General features: G+C 40.0%; 10 protein-coding genes, 4 tRNA genes and 1 pseudogene. 8 read left to right on the top strand and 7 right to left on the bottom strand.

The features are described 5' to 3' along the window. The first annotated feature begins 5 nt into the window (after window positions 1-5). Window positions 6-293, top strand: a complete 288-nt coding sequence (locus tag C3V42_RS04055) for a DsrH/TusB family sulfur metabolism protein (RefSeq protein ID WP_106013771.1) — start codon at window positions 6-8, stop codon at window positions 291-293. A 119-nt stretch (window positions 294-412) separates the two neighbouring features. On the opposite strand, the gene xerC is transcribed toward C3V42_RS04055, so the two are convergent. Together xerC and C3V42_RS04045 are read right to left on the bottom strand one after the other, a co-directional pair. After that, window positions 413-1,300, bottom strand: coding sequence for a tyrosine recombinase XerC (gene xerC, locus C3V42_RS04050; protein ID WP_005635253.1), 888 nt, complete (start codon window positions 1,298-1,300; stop codon window positions 413-415). Continuing rightward, a complete protein-coding gene (locus C3V42_RS04045; RefSeq protein ID WP_106013770.1) occupies window positions 1,300-1,734 on the bottom strand; it encodes a GNAT family N-acetyltransferase in 435 nt (144 codons plus the stop codon). The genes xerC and C3V42_RS04045 overlap by 1 nt, the downstream gene beginning before the upstream one ends. Before the next feature lie 165 nt (window positions 1,735-1,899). Between C3V42_RS04045 and tpiA the strand changes: the two genes are divergently transcribed. Then, window positions 1,900-2,691 (top strand): triose-phosphate isomerase, encoded by a 792-nt coding sequence (tpiA, locus tag C3V42_RS04040; RefSeq protein WP_106013769.1) that lies wholly within the window; start codon window positions 1,900-1,902, stop codon window positions 2,689-2,691. A gap of 84 nt (window positions 2,692-2,775) precedes the next feature. Here tpiA and C3V42_RS04035 read toward each other — a convergent pair whose 3' ends face one another. Next, window positions 2,776-3,099 carry a DUF4298 domain-containing protein gene (locus tag C3V42_RS04035; protein ID WP_106013768.1) on the bottom strand — a complete coding sequence of 108 codons (324 nt, stop codon included), beginning with the start codon at window positions 3,097-3,099 and terminating at the stop codon, window positions 2,776-2,778. 285 nt (window positions 3,100-3,384) lie between these two features. On the opposite strand from C3V42_RS04035, the gene C3V42_RS04030 reads away from it, so the two are divergent. Then, window positions 3,385-8,019: a YadA-like family protein gene (locus C3V42_RS04030; RefSeq protein WP_106013767.1), complete on the top strand. Its 4,635-nt coding sequence runs from the start codon at window positions 3,385-3,387 to the stop codon at window positions 8,017-8,019. Between the two features lie 76 nt (window positions 8,020-8,095). Here C3V42_RS04030 and coaA read toward each other — a convergent pair whose 3' ends face one another. After that, window positions 8,096-9,031 carry a type I pantothenate kinase gene (coaA, locus tag C3V42_RS04025; RefSeq protein ID WP_106013766.1) on the bottom strand — a complete coding sequence of 312 codons (936 nt, stop codon included), beginning with the start codon at window positions 9,029-9,031 and terminating at the stop codon, window positions 8,096-8,098. A 214-nt stretch (window positions 9,032-9,245) separates the two neighbouring features. Between coaA and C3V42_RS04020 the strand changes: the two genes are divergently transcribed. The 5 genes from C3V42_RS04020 (at window position 9,246) to tuf (ending at window position 10,918) form a co-directional block, all read left to right on the top strand. After that, window positions 9,246-9,321: transfer RNA gene (locus tag C3V42_RS04020), tRNA-Thr, on the top strand. A 29-nt stretch (window positions 9,322-9,350) separates the two neighbouring features. Beyond that, window positions 9,351-9,435: transfer RNA gene (locus C3V42_RS04015), tRNA-Tyr, on the top strand. A 42-nt stretch (window positions 9,436-9,477) separates the two neighbouring features. Next, window positions 9,478-9,552 (top strand) — tRNA-Gly (locus tag C3V42_RS04010). Between the two features lie 3 nt (window positions 9,553-9,555). Then, a tRNA-Thr gene (locus C3V42_RS04005) sits at window positions 9,556-9,631 on the top strand. 102 nt (window positions 9,632-9,733) lie between these two features. After that, entirely contained in the window at window positions 9,734-10,918 is a 1,185-nt protein-coding gene (tuf, locus tag C3V42_RS04000; protein WP_005636071.1) for an elongation factor Tu, read from the top strand. A gap of 163 nt (window positions 10,919-11,081) precedes the next feature. Here the strand turns inward: tuf and ppx are convergent, their stop codons facing one another. The 3 genes and pseudogenes from ppx to C3V42_RS03985 all read right to left on the bottom strand — a co-directional run bounded on the left by ppx (window position 11,082) and on the right by C3V42_RS03985 (window position 18,260). After that, a complete protein-coding gene (ppx, locus tag C3V42_RS03995) occupies window positions 11,082-12,611 on the bottom strand; it encodes an exopolyphosphatase (RefSeq protein WP_106013765.1) in 1,530 nt (509 codons plus the stop codon). Between the two features lie 7 nt (window positions 12,612-12,618). After that, window positions 12,619-16,515 (bottom strand): translocation/assembly module TamB domain-containing protein, encoded by a 3,897-nt coding sequence (locus tag C3V42_RS03990; RefSeq protein WP_106013764.1) that lies wholly within the window; start codon window positions 16,513-16,515, stop codon window positions 12,619-12,621. 9 nt (window positions 16,516-16,524) lie between these two features. Next, window positions 16,525-18,260: pseudogene (locus C3V42_RS03985) on the bottom strand (autotransporter assembly complex family protein). Between the last annotated feature and the right edge of the window lie 30 nt (window positions 18,261-18,290).

The following is an 18,290-nucleotide window of genomic DNA, read 5'->3' as shown; positions in this document are numbered from 1 at the left end:
AAATCATGCTTTATACTTTTTCACAAGCAGATTATGCGCAAAGAGAACTTGAGGGGTATTTTGCGAATATTACTGAGAATGATGCGGTAGTGTTATGGCAAGATGGCGTCTTGCTCGCAATTAAATATCCGCATTGTTTTGAACAATGCCCAGCTGAATGTCTGTTGTTAGAGCAAGATATTCTGGCAAGAAATCTCACCTCACTTTTACCTAGAGAAAGTAAAGTGCGGTCTATTACTACGCTGGATTTTGTGGCGATAACGCAGAAGTTTTACCCGCAATTAGCACTTTGAATTAAACTAAATTTGTCACAGTGTATTAAGCAGGTAAAGTTTTTTCTCATTTGTTCCCCATTCCCTTCTAGCCAGAATCATGCCTTACCTCTTTTTATTATAATCGGTTTAGCGGGCGTTTATTTTTTACGTTTCGCTCTTGGATGAGCCTGATCGTACACTTCTGCCAGATGTTGAAAATTTAAGTGAGTATAAATTTGTGTGGTGGAAAGGTTGCTATGCCCAAGCAATTCTTGTACCGCACGCAAATCAGAACTCGCTTCCAACATATGTGTCGCAAAGGAATGACGTAGTTTGTGTGGATTAAGATGGCTATTTAAGCCTTGACGAATGCCCCAAGTTTCCAAACGTTTTTGAATGGCTCGATGAGAAATGCGATTTCCAAGTTGGCTAACAAATAATGCCTCATCTTTTGGGTTAAATAATGCCCGCACTTTTAACCATTCTTGAATGGCATGCGAAGCATAACGCCCAAACGGCACTACACGCTCTTTGTTGCCTTTCCCGATAACACGCACTTCCCGCACACGGGTATTAATGCTGTTTAAATCTAAGCCTTGTAATTCAGATAAACGTAAACCTGAACTATACATTAATTCCAAAATAGCACGATCACGAATATCAATCGGCTCTTTGCTATCGTTGGCAAGCAACTGTTGAACTTGCTCGCCATCCATATTTTTCGGTAAATGCTTGCCTTGTTTCGGTGCGGAAATACCTGTGGCGGGATTCACTTTCAATTCGCCTTGTTGCACCAAAAAACTGAGAAATCGCCGTAGTGCCGATAAACGCAAAGCCAAGCTTTTTTCTTTTAAGCCCTGTTTTTTACTTTCCGCCAAAATAAAGCGCACCACACTGGGAGTCACTTGTGTCCAAGCGTGAATATCTTGTTGCGCTAAGATTTTGATGATGGCATCGAGTTGATGTTGATAATTGGTAAGCGTGTGAGGGCTCATTTGGCGTTCAATCCGCAAATAATCCCAATAACGATTTAACGCAGTTAGCATTACAAACTCAATTCAAATAAACGTTCTTTCGGGTTCAATTTAAACCCTTCCGATTCCAACATTGAATATTGATTTTGCGCTAATTCCGCCACTAAACGATTGGATTGCGTGAAATGCACAAAGTCTTTTGCTTTAGAAATCAGCGCCGCATAAATTTCTGTTTGTTGAACATGTTCCAACACAAAAATATCGGTGATTTGCCAATAGCGTTGTAATTGTAAAGAAGAAAGACGAGGGAAAAGCTGCACAAAGCCAATAGCCTTTTCATTCTCATCCACCGCAATAAAAAACAGACTTTCATTAAAACGCATACGATTAGTTAAAAAAGCCAAGGTGCGTTCTGGATTCTCTGCTTGTCCATAGGCTTGGCGATAGGCTTCAAAAAGAGGAAGAAGCACGTCAATATTCCATTGTTCAGCTTTGAAAAGTTTCATAATTGGTTATTTTTTATTGGTTCCATACAGGTAATTGTAGCTTTTTAGCACAAGATAATCATCTTTCTATGAGAATTTTTTTAATTTTATGATCTTCTGCAAAGAATCGTGGCGAAATTTTGGTATAGTAAGCAAGTTAATTTTATCAATTATGGAGAAACAAAAATGGCACGTCGTCCTTTAGTTATGGGTAACTGGAAATTAAACGGTTCCAAAGCGTTCACCAAAGAATTAATCGAGGGATTAAAAGCAGAATTACATGATGTAACAGGTTGTGATGTAGCAATTGCCCCCCCCGTTATGTATTTAGGTACGGCTGAAGCAGCACTTTCTGGTTGTGGTTGCAGCTGTGGCGGTAAAAATATAATTCAATTAGGTGCACAAAACGTAGATATCAATGTGAAAGGTGCATTTACTGGTGATATTTCTAGCGAAATGTTAAAAGATTTTGGTGCAAAATACATCATTATCGGTCACTCTGAGCGTCGTACTTACCACAAAGAAAGCGACGAATTTATCGCGAAAAAATTCGCCGCACTTAAAGAAGCAGGCTTAGTGCCAGTATTATGTATCGGTGAAACTGAAGCTGAAAACGAAGCAGGCAAAACAGAAGAAGTGTGCGCACGTCAAATTGATGCGGTGATCAACGCATTAGGCGTAGAGGCATTCAATGGTGCAGTAATCGCTTATGAACCAATCTGGGCGATTGGTACGGGTAAATCTGCGACCCCAGCACAAGCACAAGCAGTTCACGCATTTATCCGCGGTCACATCGCTGCCAAATCACAAGCCGTGGCAGACCAAGTGATTATCCAATACGGCGGTTCTGTAAATGATGCAAATGCCGCTGAATTATTTACTCAGCCAGACATCGATGGCGCATTAGTAGGTGGCGCATCATTAAAAGCCCCTGCATTTGCAGTAATTGTAAAAGCAGCGGCAGCAGCGAAAAATTAATTTTTAGTTAATTAGAATAACAAAAAAAGTGCGGTGAATTTTCACCGCACTTTGTTTATGAATTCAAGCAAACTATATTGCCAATTACTTTCCATTCGCTTGATCAAGAATTTTAGTCACCACTTTCAAATACTCAATCGCCAAACCCTGTTGTGCAACACTGGTGTTAAAAACTAAGTCTTCAGAAAGTACGCCGCAAGGTTGGTCTTTGGGTACTTCGCCATTTTCATAAGCCTCGAAATCCTCTCGCCAATCGCCCTCGAAGTAATAATGTTCTAGGCATTTCATTTTGGGCAAAAACGCCTGCCATTTTTCCAAAAACTGTTCTGCCTCGGCAAGAAAGCCATTTGCTTCATCTAAAATACTTTCCATTTCGGCAAGTTGGGATAAACGTTCTTTTGGTAGCATATTTTTTCCTTATTAAATAGTAATCTGGTCGGAGCAGATTGTATCCCACTTTCATCATTGAGGTATTTTATCTATATTTCAGGAAAATGGGGTTAAATAGATTAAAAATTTAATGTAAACCTTTGTAAAGTTTGGTAAAGATACTTTCTATTTAATTTGATAGCCTGTAAAATGCCGGCGACAATTTAAACAAGGTATAGATAATATTTAGTTGTTTATCTATTATTTTTCACAAGTCGAGCAATGGACTGACATTTATCTATTCAATTTTAGGAGAAAAACTAAATGAACAACATTTTCAAAGTAATTTGGAATCATGCCACCCAAACTTGGACTGCTGTAGGTGAATTGGCGTCAGCCAAAGGCAAATCAAAATCAGTAAAACTAGTAGCAATTTCTACCGCACTTTTTTCTACTGGAGTATATGCTGCGCAACAAGCTGCAGGAGGTTTAATCTCAATATCGAATAGTGGGGATGCTTCAACTGTAGCCAATGCATCTGGAGAAAATGCTATTGCTGTTGGAAGAGAAGCTGAGTCAGAAACCAATAATTCTGTTGCTATTGGTTCAAGAGCAGTTGTTCTTAAAGCTCAAAATGGTTTACGTAACGCAAATGGTATTGCTATCGGTACTCAAGCACGAGTTGAACCGAAACCCGATGGCACAATTGTAACCACATCTGTTAACGATGCCATGGCAATCGGTACACGAGCCCTGGCAACGGGACCAAACTCTATTGTTATCGGTCAAGACGCAAGTAGTGTGCGCAATCAGCAAGCCGCTGCCAACTATCAAAGTGGTGAAAATACTGTTGCAATAGGAAAAAATGCAAGCGCAGATTGGAATAATAGTATTGCTATTGGTTTGAATGCTAAAACCAACGTAGGGGATTCGATTGCAATTGGGTCTAATGCAATTGCTCTAACTAAACATGGCTTTGCTAACAACCTTAAACTGGCTTCTGTAGCCATTGGTCCAGGGGCATCTTCTATTGGCTCAGAATCATTAGCTGTTGGTCGTTATACAAAATCTGGAGCCAAGAACTCATCTGCAATAGGTAACCAGTCATTTGCTAATGGTGAGGGAAGTACTGCTATTGGCTCAAATACTTATACAGGTGGTCAGTCCTCTGTTGCTTTAGGTCAAGGAGCGAGCACTGGTTGGACGGGAGAATGGCATAATGTGCGTGATGTACCACGAGGTGGAGAAAGAGCTATAGCTATTGGGGAAAATGCACATGGTGCCACAACAGATTCATATGCGTTTGGTGCTAATTCATTTGCTGGTGCTATCCGTAGTACATCAATGGGTAGAAATGCCGTCAGTTATGGTAATCAGGCTTTAGCTATAGGTTCTTCAGAACAGAATGGGTTCGGCGCGATAGCTATTAAGAATAATTCAGCTGCATTTGGCACACACGCCCGAGCTATTGGGGTACAAACTATTGCATTAGGTTATAATGCAAGCGCTGGTTTAACCAAAGAAAGTGCGGATGCTTTAGAAACAGCTTATAATACTTATCGTACAGCCTATAATACTTATCATAATTTGAAGAAAACACAATCTGATAAGAAAACGTCTTACGAGGCAGAAAAAACTGCTGTTTCAACCTATGCTACTAATCTAAAAATATTCGCCCATAAATATGGAAATGATGGCTCTTTACAAAGACTCGGGGCAGAATTTGAAAAAGCCTTCAATGATGCTAATGCGGGCATTAAATATAGTGAATTAACTAAATTTACAGAAAAATTAACCAAAGAGCCTAGCGATTCAAGTGTTGAGCTTGCTATTGCTAATAAAGAACTTATCAAAAAGATTGCTGGTATAGGAGAAACTGGAGTTGGTGAGAAAAACGAAAAACTAGCCCATCTTGTAACATTAGCAAAAAACTTAGCAGAAAAAATTACAAAGGTAGAAGATGCGAAAACTGCTTTAGATAAAGCTACTGAAGCCCAAAAAACTGGGAAGACAGTATTTGAGAAAGCAGAGAAGGCTTTCACTGAAAATCAGAAATACAAAGATGGTAAACAAGATGCCATCGCAATCGGCGCATCTTCTGAAGCTGCTGCAAAAAACGCGATTGCCTTAGGGGCTAGAAATATTGTTTATAGCGGTAACTCTGGTGCATTTGGTGTGGATAACAAAATTTATTCACAAAATGCCTATGTACTGGGCAATCATGTGGAGGTAAGACCAGGTTATAACAATGCTGTAGTGCTTGGTGCAAGCAGCGATGGAACACCGACAGTGAAAAAAGTTAACTCTGCCAATGTAAATGGTCTTGTTTATGCTGGTTTTGAAGGAAACTTTGGTGGAACTAGCAAAGATGGCACAGTAGAAACGATTGACAATGATTTAAAAGGCCGTTTTGTTTCTGTTGGTTCAGCAACTAAAGAAGAAAATGGCAAAAAAGTTTACGGCGAACGCCAAATCAAACACGTTGCAGCGGGCGAGATTTCTTCAACCTCAACCGATGCGATTAACGGTTCGCAACTTTATGCAGTCGCTTCCGGCTTGCGTGATGCCTTCCCTGTGGTTTATACCGATGCAGACGGCAATAAAGTCGTGAAATATGGCAACCAATATTACCCTGAAGGTACGACTTTTGATGCAAACGGCGAGCCGTCCAGTCCGGCTGTAACCAATGTTATCGCTTCAATGAACAACCCAACCAACAAAGCAACGGGCAAAGCTGGCGATAACGTAACCTTGACCAACGTGGCACCGGGCGCGAATACTTACGACTTCGACGAAGAAGGCAACCCGTTAGTTAAAATCGGGGATAAATACTATGCTCAAGATAACGTTGAAAATGGTGTACCTAAAAAACCAGATGAGACAAAAACTCCAGCAGAAAAAGCCAAAAAAGACCCGTATGAAAAAGCAGCTACAGGCTTGGCTAATTTGGAAGGTTCCAAAGGCAGCAATGCCCTAACCGTTGCCGATGCGAATAAAATGGGCTGGGTGGTTTCTGCTAATGGTAACGATTATGCCGATAACGTAACCAATGCACGCCAAGTTCGCTTCAACGGCAAAAACGGTATTAAAGTAACGGGTAACACCGACGATGAGACCGGCATCCGCAACATCAACATCGAGTTGGAAAAGAGCGATGTGGTTAAAGCGGGCGAATATAAAATCGGCGATAAGACTTACGTCAATGTCGACGGCAAGCTTTACGACAAAGACAGTATCGATCCGAAAACAGGAAAAGAGAAACCGAATGCACAACCTTCTGACTATACTGTAGATGATAACGGTAATGTGACTAATACCAAAAAACCAACGGAAACAGTAGCAGTAGATAAAGGTGACAACTTTGTTAACGGCAATACCGTTTACAAAGCAATCCAAGAATCAGGTTGGACAGTAGGTAAAGCGAAAGATGCCCTTGCAAACAACAAATTCGAAGATAAGGATGAAAAAGTTAATCCGAATGATGAAGTTCGTTTTGCCGATGGCAAAGGTATCACCGTGAAAACTGCGACCGTTGACGCAATCAATGACAAAGGTGAAAAACAAACCACAACCGTGGTGAAATTTGACACTGATTTGCCTATTAATTACGCAAATGTGAAAAATGCAGCTGGTGATAATTTAACGCAAGCAAATGATGGTAAGTGGTATAAAGCAGCCGATGTTAATGAAAACGGCACGCTGAAACCGACCGGCGATAAATTACCTGAAGCTCAAACACCTGTGAAAACAGGGGCAACTTTAGCTGATGGCAAGTCAGACGCTACTAAACCATATAAAAATAAGGATGTTTATACTTACACAACAGATCCTAAGACAGGTGAAGTAAAAGCTACACCAAAAGGTTATGATGCAGCAAAACCTGAGAATAAAGATTCGATTGTGAAAGGTAAAGAGGGCGTTCAATTAAATAACGTTGGTTGGGCAGAAAATCCTGATCAAGCTGTGAATAAAGACCAACTTGATCAAACAGTGAATAAATCAGGCTTCTTTGTTCAACAAAACGGTAAAACAACCGTAGAAAACGCTGCAAACAAAGATGAAACTAATCCGACAAAATCTGAAAAAGTAACGCCTAATGATGTGGTTAACTTTGTAAATGGTAAAGGTACTACGATTAGAGCAGTAACTAAACGTGATGCTAACGGCGTGGATACCACAACGGTTTCTGTGGATGTTGATACAAGTAAATTAGATTTATCTAATGCTGCAGAGTATAAAGCAGAAGAAAATACAGGTATAACTGTTAATACAACTGCTCCTCAAAATGGCGGTAAAACGACTATTACTGTAGGGAATAAGTACTTCAAAACAAACGCTGATGGAGAAGAAGCGAAAGTTGAGGCTGATGCCCCTAAAGGCTCTGTTGCAATTGGATCTGGCGCAAAAGCGGGTAAAGCACATACGGGTAATTATAGTGTTGAGCCTTCAGTAAATGTTGCGGGAGCACCAACAGCAGCGACTCGAGTGGTATCTTTAGGTAGCAAAGGCAACGAAGCTCAAATTCAAAACGTTGCAGCGGGTGTTGTGTCTGAAACCTCAACGGATGCAGTAAATGGTAGTCAATTACACGCAACTAATGTTCAAGTGAATAAAAATGCACAGAATATTAATCGCGTTGAAGGCAAAGTTAATAATCTTAGTCAGGTTATTAACAATCATGCAGGTGAACTTAACCGCCTAGACAGAAAAGTCAATAAATATGGCAAAGAAGCTCGTGCTGGTATCGCTGGCGCAAATGCAGCAGCAGCATTACCACAGGTTTACACACCAGGTAAATCAATGGTTGCGGCTTCGGCTGGTACCTTCAAAGGCCAAAATGCGGTAGCTGTGGGCTATTCTCGTGCAAGCGACAATGGCAAGGTGATCTTAAAACTTCAAGGTAACGCAAACACCAGTGGTGATGTCGGTGCCGGAGTGGGCGTAGGTTACCAATGGTAATAGCGTAATCGTTTATGATGGGATTTTCCCATCATGAATAAATCCCAAAAGTGCGGTGAAAATTCACCGCACTTTTTTATTTTCTTAGCTTCACCAATTCCACTTCGTGATTTTCCCCTTTTTTTAGAATTAAATTGGCGCGTTCTCGTGTTGGCAATATGTTCTGATTAAGATTTAATCCATTAATTTCATCCCAAATTTTGCTTGCTGTGGCAATGGCTTCTTCTTTTGATAACTTCGCATAGTGCTTGAAATAAGAATTAGGATCAGTAAAGGCACTTTCACGGAATTTTAAAAATCGTTTGATATACCATTCTTTTAATAAATGTTCTTCTGCATCAACATAGATGGAGAAATCAACAAAGTCAGACACGAAGGTTTGATTTGCTTTATTGTTGCCTGTTTGTAGCACATTTAATCCTTCTAAAATAAGAATATCCGGTTGATCGACAACATCAAATTTATTGGGAATAATGTCGTATGTCAGGTGAGAATAAATTGGCGCGTAAACGTTTCTTTTACCCGATTTGACATCAGCAAGAAAGCGAATGAGTTTGGGCGTGTCATAGGAAATGGGAAACCCTTTCTTTTGTAACAGATTATTTTGCTTGAGTTTCTCAAGTGGATAGAGAAAGCCATCAGTAGTGATGAGTTCAACTTTTCGCTCTGTTGGCCAATGGGAAAGAAGCGACTGTAATATCCGTGCGGATGTGCTTTTCCCTACAGCCACACTGCCAGCAATACTGATAATATAGGGAATTTTAGTATTGTTTCTGCCGAGAAATCGATGTAATACTGTTTGGCGACGTAAATTTTCATCGATGTAATAATTAATTAAGCGCGTCAGGGGTAAATAAATTGTACTGACTTCATCCAGTGAAAGTTCTTCGTTAAAACCTAGGAGAGGCTTAAGATCTTGCTCTGTGAGTTTTAACGGAACGGATTTACGTAATTCAGCCCATTGTGCGCGATTGAAGCTTAAAAACGGGGTTAATTGATTTGAAAATTCCATGATGTAGTGATTTTATCGTGAAATAAATGCGAGAAAATATACTCTATAAGATGAAATTTCGCATTGATTTTTCAGCATACTTCATGATTTCTGATTAAAAAATCACATTTTTGCTTGTGATTTAAACGAATAGGCAAAAAAAATAAATTTTTTAGAAAAAACACTTGTCAGGAAAAGTTTTTTCCATATAATACGCCTCACTTGCTTACGACACGCCGACTTAGCTCAGTAGGTAGAGCAACTGACTTGTAATCAGTAGGTCATCAGTTCGATTCCGATAGTCGGCACCATTCCTTCGTATCAAGTATTCATTTAGCGTGGAGGGGTTCCCGAGCGGCCAAAGGGGGCAGACTGTAAATCTGTTGGCTCAGCCTTCGAAGGTTCGAATCCTTCTCCCTCCACCATCTTTTAGATGAATCCTGATGGGACAGACGAATTTAGGACTTGCGGGCATCGTATAATGGCTATTACCTTAGCCTTCCAAGCTAATGATGCGGGTTCGATTCCCGCTGCCCGCTCCAAACGCTGATATAGCTCAGTTGGTAGAGCGCACCCTTGGTAAGGGTGAGGTCGGCGGTTCAAATCCGCCTATCAGCACCATCCTTCATTTCTCTCTTCCTTCAATTATAGCAAACAATTTTATTGGTTAATGTGGTTTAATTTACCCATCGATAACCGTGTCTATTTAGAGGGACTCTTTAAATGTCTAAAGAAAAATTTGAACGTACAAAACCGCACGTAAACGTGGGTACAATCGGCCACGTTGACCACGGTAAAACAACTTTAACAGCAGCAATCACAACCGTATTATCTAAACACTACGGTGGTGCAGCTCGCGCATTTGACCAAATCGATAACGCGCCAGAAGAAAAAGCGCGTGGTATCACCATCAACACTTCACACGTTGAGTATGATACAGCAACTCGTCACTACGCACACGTTGACTGTCCGGGACACGCTGACTATGTAAAAAACATGATTACTGGTGCGGCACAAATGGATGGTGCTATCTTAGTAGTAGCAGCAACTGATGGTCCAATGCCACAAACTCGTGAGCACATCTTATTAGGTCGCCAAGTAGGTGTTCCATACATCATCGTATTCTTAAACAAATGCGACATGGTAGATGATGAAGAGTTATTAGAATTAGTGGAAATGGAAGTTCGTGAACTTCTATCTCAATATGACTTCCCAGGTGACGATACACCAATCGTACGTGGTTCTGCATTACAAGCATTAAATGGCGTAGCAGAATGGGAAGAAAAAATCCTTGAGTTAGCAAACCATTTAGATACTTACATCCCAGAGCCAGAGCGTGCGATTGACCAACCGTTCCTTCTTCCAATCGAAGACGTGTTCTCAATCTCAGGTCGTGGTACAGTAGTAACAGGTCGTGTAGAACGTGGTATCATCCGTACTGGTGATGAAGTAGAAATCGTAGGTATCAAACCAACAGCGAAAACTACTGTAACGGGTGTTGAAATGTTCCGTAAATTACTTGACGAAGGTCGTGCAGGTGAAAACATCGGTGCATTATTACGTGGTACAAAACGTGAAGAAATCGAACGTGGTCAAGTATTAGCGAAACCAGGTTCAATCACGCCACACACTGACTTCGAATCAGAAGTGTACGTATTATCAAAAGATGAAGGTGGTCGTCATACTCCATTCTTCAAAGGTTACCGTCCACAATTCTATTTCCGTACAACTGACGTAACTGGTACTATCGAATTACCAGAAGGCGTGGAAATGGTAATGCCAGGCGATAACATCAAGATGACAGTAAGCTTAATCCACCCAATCGCGATGGACCAAGGTTTACGTTTCGCAATCCGTGAAGGTGGTCGTACAGTTGGTGCGGGCGTTGTAGCGAAAATCATCAAATAATAGATGTAGCGAAATAGTCTAAGAGACAAGTAAGAGAAAAGTGCGGTGAGTTTTCATCGCACTTTTTTGCATTTATATCGAGCCACTGGGAATAGTGAAGATAAAAAATAAGCTTTTGAGATAAAATCAAAAAAGCTTACTTTATATAGTTAGTAAGACAGGATTAATTAAAGATTAGTCCCATTTCTAAATCTTTTAGAAGATTGCTTTCAATTCTTAATTCATTCCATATTAATGGGTTTCGTTCTAAGTAACCTTCTTCAAGCGTTAAGAGCCAATTATTGTCAGCTCGTTGAGTTTGAAAGGTGAATGTTTTTAGATTTTCCGTGGCTTGACGTGATTTATTGAAAATTACCGCAAGACGGAGAATGCGTATAAGCGTGATGATATCTTGTTCATGATAACGAGAAGAGCGAAGAAATTCGTTTGGCTTGAGGTGACCAATATGCCAATTAACGAGGGTGGTGAGTAAACGTTGCTGTTCACGGTCAAAACCAGGTAGTTCGATATTTTGTAAAATATAAGCAGAATGTTTTTGCAAACTTTTGTGATTGATGACAATACCCACTTCATGCAGGCGAGCAGCCCAAAGCAGGATTTCTCGCATTTCTTCAATATATGCTTGAGATTGCCAATGTTGATATTGAGCACTTAATAAGTTTGCACTGTCAGCAACACGGTGAGCCTGTGCTTGATCTATATTAAATTGTTCACTTAATCCCCAAGCTGTGCGTGCACGAATGTCAGCAACTTGAAAGTTTTTTTCTAAGCTATAGATAACACCTTCACGTAGTGCCCCATCAGAATAACGCATCTGTTGAATATTTAATACCTCAAATACAGCACTTAAAATAGCCAGTCCGGGTACAAACACATCTACGCGATCAGAATTTAAGCCATTGATATTCAGTGAAGTGAAATGATTAGCTCGTAGCGTTTGAGCGATAAGGGTATTTAATCGTTCTGTGGTGATAATACCATTAGGATCGATAGTTGAGGAAATAACCTGAGAAACAGTTTTGATGGTTCCTGAGGAGCCCAGTACAGATTGCCAGCCAAGTTTACGATATTCAAAACCTAAATCTTCGATTTTATTTACCGCACTTTGACGGGCTCGTTGGAAATTTTCTACTGAAATAATTCCATCTTTGAAAAATTGAGTGGCAAAGCTGACACAACCCATATGGCGACTTTCTGCAATAAGCGGGGTAAAGTCATCACCTATGATCATTTCTGTTGAGCCACCACCGATATCAATTACCAGTTTACGGCCTTTTTCTGGCTGGGTATGACATACGCCGGCATAGATTGTTTTGGCTTCTGTTTGCCCACTGATAATATTTATTGGATATGGGAAAACGCGGGCCGCCTGACGTAAGAATTCATCATTATTGACTGCGCGTCTTAATGTATAGGTACCGACGACGTTAACATTTTCCATCGGAAAACCTTGTAAACGTTCTGCAAATAATGCCAAACAGTTTATTCCTCGAGTAATTGCTTCTTGATTGAGTACGGCATTTTCATCTAATCCTTCTGCTAGTCTCACTTTTTGTTTTAAGCGAGAAAGGACTTGAATAGAACCATTCACAATACGTGCAATAATCATATGAAAGCTGTTTGAGCCAAGATCAATTGCTGCAATTTCACGGACATTACCACGATGTTGTGAGGGTAATATTGCGTTATTCATAAAATTCCTAAAATTCAAATTGATAAAGTAAATCAAAAACCTGATTGGTGCTGGAAACAGATTGAAAATAAAGTTGTGGCATTAACCGATAACGTAGGGTTACTTCAGCGAGTCCATCAAATAATCCTACGCCGTATTTTATTTGTAGGCGGTTTGTTAAATTTCCACTTATTGTAACTTTAGATTTATCTCCTATCCCCGATGTGCCAAGATTGAGATCTTGGATACCGAAGGCTTCGCCAATACTGCCAACTAATTTACCGCTCTTGGATAATCCTAAGCCGAGTAATGCTGCACCAACTGAACCACTGGAACCGGCTTCACCACTATTTTCAAGAGAACGTCCTGTTAACAAATAGGAAAGCGCTTGATCTTGTGATTTACTTGGTTCACTAAAAATGGTGACCTCTGGGCTATCTGCAACACCAATTACTTTTACGCCTGCCGTGACTTTGCTGTCTTCCATGGCCTCAGGATTACGGATTGCTTCAATATTTAACATAGGTTGAGAAGGTTGCCCAGAAAAACTAATTTGTCCTTTTCTAATTAATAGATCTTGTCCGAAAGAGGCATAGCGTCCTTTATTTAAGTTAATTTGCCCGAATAGCCCTAATCGACCTTTTTCTTGTTTTACTGAAAGTAAGCCATCAAGATTGGTTTTTAGTCCGTAAGCATCTAAATGCACATCTTTTCCGATATTAATTCGTAAATTAGAGCGAATATCCATCCCTGATTTTGTTTTTGCAGCAAACTCACGTTTAATGAGTTCTTCTTTGCTCTTATTTGGGCCGTTTAGAATGACCTCATCTTCACTTACAGGCTCCGCAGTATCTGGTAGGCTATCAATTCTTATACGAGCCCAAGGTATATCGACAGTACCACTTAGATCTAATTCTTGTGGGGTAGCTTTTACTGTAATATTTGGACTTACGCGTAATTTTGCCATCGATGGAATATCAACGTTAAAGTTATCGGCTTGAGCGTTAATTTCTGTTGTCCAACGTTCAAGATTTGCCCAGTTAGCATGACCTGTTAAGTTTAATCGACTATCTGTAGTTTCAATTTTCCCCTGTAAAGTAGAGCGATTACCATTAAAATGTAAGGCTATGTCACCATTAGTAATATTGACTGGGGCCGACTTTAATTGGGTTCGTATATTGTGGAGAGTAAAATCACCGTTTAATAAGGGATTTTCTAAATGACCGCCAAGAGTGAGCTTTGATACGATTTCGCCATTCACGGATTCGCCATTACTCAGTAATTGATTTGCGATTGCTAAATTTAATCGCTCAACTGTAATATTGCCACCAAGTTGACGATTTTTGCTAAGATCATTTAGAGAAATATTACCGATAAGACGGCCTTGGTTATGCACGTTCATATCTGTTTTTAGTACTAAATTGTTATTCTGAATATCTGCATTTAGAGTGGCTTTAGGAATATCCAGTTTGAAAGTACGGTAATCAAGTTTATGAGCGAATGCTAAATGATTGCCATCGATTTTGACATTAAATTGAAAGGGTTTGTCACTAAACCATGCTAGATTACCTTGAGCCTGTAATTGACCTTGTAGATTTTCTTGTTCAATTAGCTTGTTAACTAAATTTAAATTAATACGTTTAAATTGGAAAGGAATATTTCCTTGTTTTCCCGCATGAAAATTTTGTGGAAAACATAAATCAATATCTGAATTCAGCCAGCAATGTGCGCTTATATCGGTTTGTATTTGTTTATTATCGTAAGTTATTGCAACGGATTGATTTGTTTTTATCTCACCAATAGGGGTATGGAATTTTACCTGTGAAATGGCACCCTTCCATTGTTCTAAAGTGCGGTCAAAATGGCCAGTAATTTGTAAATTAGCGGCGACGGGTTCACCTTGGGATTTAAGCGTTAACAGATGATTTTGTTCATCACCAGATAAGGCAAGATCAAGTAAACGGAGTTTAACACTTTCACCATAATGAAGTTGCTCAGCCTTAATATTGAATTGTCCTTTAGCTAAAGGATCGCTTTTGATATTCCCTTTCGCGCTCGCTTTAGATAATTGGAAACCTTGCAAGTGTAAATTAGACGAGACTAAATCAAGATCAAGGTTTGGATTGGTGAACTGACCAGAAATAGCCGCATGCCCTTTCACATTACCGCTTAAATCAGACCATAAACCACGCAAATTCGGTGCATCAACATCTAATACAAAATCAGAATGGTCATCTAATACCCCTCTTGCGTTAAGATGATTTTCACCATATCCAACCTGCAAATCAGGTACTGTTAGAAGTACATTTTGATTAAGTATTGCAGAGCCTTTTAAACTAATGGGTTTTGAAGACAGTGTTCCATTTAAATCAGCTACTGGCAGTTCCACTTGCCAGCCTTGAGAGCCAGCAAAACCACGCGAATGTAATTTGCCAGATAGTGTTGCAGGCATTACAGGTACATAAAAACCGATATTCATTTTTTCTAAATCGGCTTGTACATCCCAGTTTGCCCCCTCTTTCCAGTTTGCAGCCCCCACAAATTCACTTTTACCGTCTAACGAAGCTATCCCCAATTTATTTACGGTTACTTCATAAAGTTTGCCATCGGCATTAAGGTCCACTTGAGATGCGGGAATATAATTCATTCCATCTACACCCCCCTTAAGTTCAGCGTGATAATTCAGTAAATCCCCTGTGAGCTTAAGCGTCACATCATTAATTTTAAGTGGCGCCATTGTGTTTACAAAAGCGTATTGTCCTTTTGCTACATTTAATGTGAGGTTTAAGGGCATTTTGTCTTGTGCTAATTGCACTTCGCCATTCAGTTCAGCATCTAATATGCCTTTTGTTTTCAAAGAAAGTGCGGTGGATTTTTTCAATGATCCCGAAAGCGTAAGATCGATATCACTCGCTGGCAGAATTTCTTTTCCAGAGGATTTCAACGGCTCCAAATGGGATTTTAAAGTTAAATCTAGTGGCATATCGCCATCAAGTTGTAATTTACCTTGTGAATAAAGATTACCCAACGAGCTTTCTACCGCTAATTTTTGTAATTGCAGTTGGTTATCGACGGTATCCGCCTGTGCAATCAGGCTTGGGATTTCAATAGATTGAAGTGTTTCACCTTTTTCATTCACCGCTTGATAATGCCAGTTTTGGCCTTTAATTGCGGGGATGTGTAAATCAAAAGGAAGAATTATTTCTGATACATTGCCTAAAAAAGCAGGCGTTAAAGATTGCTCAATCGCATCCCAATCTACAGGCTTATTCGGCTGTTCGGCTTGCGGCTCAGGTTTAACTTCGGGCAATTTTTTTGAAATAACTGAAATATCGTTAATTTCAGTCGGCGCAATAGTGAAGCCTTTTTCATTATTTAAACTTACCGCACTTTTAAAATGACTGAGAGTAAGATTAGTCTGATCAATATTTACAGATAAATCTTGCACTGCCAAATTTTCTGCATTGATACTAATTGGCAAGGAAATGCGTTTCATTGGGCCAGATTTTGAATCATCAGGCGTAGATGGAGGCAGTAATGCTGTATTAATCGCAATCGTCGGTTTATTTAAGGTGAAATCACGTAAACAAACCTCACGTGAAAGCAAACAACCGAAATCAAGCTGTAAACGCGCTTGTGCAATATGAGTATCAATCCCAGCGGTTTGATAACGAACATTATTTAGTACCAAGCCATTTTGTAGTCCGCCTTCAATTTGCTCGACGGAAAAACTATCAAGCATTTTATCGGCAAGTTGAATTAAACCTCTTTGCCCCGCATCGAAAGAAAGTGCCCCTGCAACACCTAAAACGGGCACCAAAATGACCGCACTTCCGATACAAACAGCCTTGCGTACCCAATGTTTTTTGTTAGGTTGCTCAGGTGATTTTGGTGAAGTTTCTGATGGTTGTATTTGTTCTGTCATAAATTCACCTTAAATTTCTGTACCAAGTCCGATGTAAAATTGAATATTTTTGCTGTTATCTTTATCACGAATCGGGGTGGCAATATCAAATTTAATTGCGCCCACTGGTGATGCCCAACGGACACCAACGCCTGCGCCATAACGCAATTCTTTAGTCGTGTAATCATTAGCTGCTAATCCGCTATCTGCGAAGGTCGCCGCCCACCAATTCGGATAAACTTGATATTGATATTCTAAAGAACCCGCAAGTAATCGCGAGCCACCAACCAATTTTCCGTTTTTATTTTTAGGCGCAATTTTTTTATAGCCGTAACCGCGCACACTGCGATCGCCACCAGCAAAGAAACGAAGTGCGGGCGGAATTTTTTCAATATCCTTTGTATGTAAATACCCAACTTCAGCACGAGCAACGATACGGTGATTTTCCGCATAAGTACGAATCCATGCACTAGAGGCTTGCACTTTTACGAAAGACGCTTCCGATAACCAAACTTTGTTACCCACATCAAACGTGATTTTTTGTACGTCGCCCCAAGTTGCAAAAGAACCGCCACGTAATCGGGTGCGAGTAAATCCGACCGTTGGATAAAGGAGGAAAGTTTTATCGGTTATATCGGCTTGTGTAAAACTGTCGTATCGCGCACGAAGTCCGCCAAAATATTGCCAGCCATGCGCGTTGTTCCAATAACGTAACGCGGACAATGTAAGCGCTCTCGTATTGGTATCATTCTCTTTTTCACCTTCCCAACCGACAGAGTAATCATAGTAATAATTTAATGGATTTTTAAGTAGAGGCATTCGATAAGTTGCCTCTAAAGTTTGTTTTGGGGCAGAGAGATAAAGATTAGTTCGGAAACTATGTCCACGGCTATTAATCCAAGGTTTTGTCCAACCAATTTGGGTGTGCACGCCACCATCAGTTGCAAAGCCCACACCGAGTTCCATCGCATTTTTTTACGTGGATAAAGAATAATCTCCACATCCACAGTTTTGTTTTTATGATTAACATTAGGTTGAACTAATACTGAACTAAACCAATTTGAAGATGAAAAATCGCTGGTTAAATCCGATAAGTTATTCATTAAATACGGATCACCAGATTTAATATTAAGAATATTATTTAAGTAATCATCCCGAATTTGTGAATGACTAAAAGTAATATTGCCATAATGATAACGAACACCGCTATCAAATAACATTCGCCACCATGCTTGGTGGGTTTCAGGGCTGATTTCTAAACGTGAAATCTTAAATTCCCCATCAAAATATCCACGATTTAATGCTAAACGTGAGATCGCTGTTTTGTAATCATCGTAAGTTTGATGTTCAACCAAAACGCCTTCTTTTGGCAAGTTTTTACGTAACGCATCAAAATTTTCATCTTGTGCGGCTTCCCCTTCAATTTGCACATCAGTGCCCGCAATTTTTGTTGGCTCGCCAGGTGTAACATGAGCAATCAATAAATCACGTTTGCCTTGACGCTGTTTTCGTTCAAAACGCACGGAAGATTCATAATAGCCGAATACCCGCAAGCCGCGATCTACGGCTTTACTTACTAGGTGTTGATAACGTTCTGAGCCATCCATTTCTTCTTTATTGATGAGTTGAACATTAAGATCGGTATTACGAATAGCACGAAATCCACGGATACCTTGAATTTCAATATCCACCGTTTGTTCAGCTAAAGCAGCTAGGCTAGGAAAAAAAAGAAAAAGTGCGGTGAGTTTTAGAGGTTTTTTATTCATGCTTAAATGCTACTAGGTATTATCGTTGCA

This window comes from Haemophilus sp. oral taxon 036 (genome assembly GCF_002998595.1).
Lineage (GTDB): Bacteria > Pseudomonadota > Gammaproteobacteria > Enterobacterales > Pasteurellaceae > Haemophilus > Haemophilus haemolyticus_K.
The sequence above is the reverse complement of the archived record's forward strand: the minus strand, read 5'-3'. Positions and strand labels throughout refer to the sequence as shown.